Here is a 779-nt window from a genome sequence, read left to right as displayed (position 1 = left end):
TCATGGCGGCGGCGAGGTGGGCGAAGCCGGAGAAGTGAATGGTGCGCCGGTCGTAGCGGGTGGCAAAGCGCCGGAAGTGCTTGAGCCTGCCGAAGCATCGCTCGATCTGGTTGCGCAGCTTGTAAGCGGTGGGGTCATGCGCAACGGCGACCCGGCGGCAACGGTTCGATGGGATCACCGCCTTGGCACCCATGCTGGCGATCGCGGCGCGCAAGGCATTGCTGTCATAGGCTTTGTCGGCAAGCACGGCACCGCCGGCCTGTCCGTCGAGCAGCGCTGGTGCTTGCGTGATGTCGCCGACCTGGCCTGCGGTGACGATGAGCTTGAGCGGCCGGCCAAGCGCGTCGGCGAGCAGGTGGACCTTCGTGGTCAGTCCGCCTCGGGAACGCCCCAGCGCCTGATCTTGAGCCCCCCTTTTCCGCTCGCCGCCTGCTGGTGCGCCCGGACGATGGTGCTGTCGATCATGAGGTACTGGTTGTTCCGGTCAGCGGTCAACGCGCCGAACACCCGCTCCCATACGCCAGCATGGCACCAGCGGCTGAACCGGCGGTGCACCGTCTTCCACTTGCCGTAACGCTCCGGCAGGTCGCGCCATCATCCGTCAGCAGACGGATGATCCGCTATCCGGAGGATCGGCGGTCAGGAGACCGCCGAGGGTGCGCACCCGAGCGCAGCACCCACAAACATCCGTTCACGAACAAGCGGTTGTCCGCCCCCCGGCGGCCCGGGTCACCAGCCTTGCCCGGCAGCAGCGATGCGATCCGCACCCATTGCGCCTC

General features: G+C 67.4%; 1 pseudogene. It reads right to left on the bottom strand.

The annotated features are described in order from the left end of the window. Nucleotides 1–779, bottom strand: a pseudogene (locus HLA95_RS27610) (IS5 family transposase); the annotation flags it as partial.

The sequence above is a fragment of the Geminicoccus harenae genome, from assembly GCF_019800005.1.
Classification (GTDB): Bacteria; Pseudomonadota; Alphaproteobacteria; order Geminicoccales; family Geminicoccaceae; genus Geminicoccus; species Geminicoccus harenae.
This window is presented reverse-complemented; position numbering and strand designations above follow the sequence as displayed.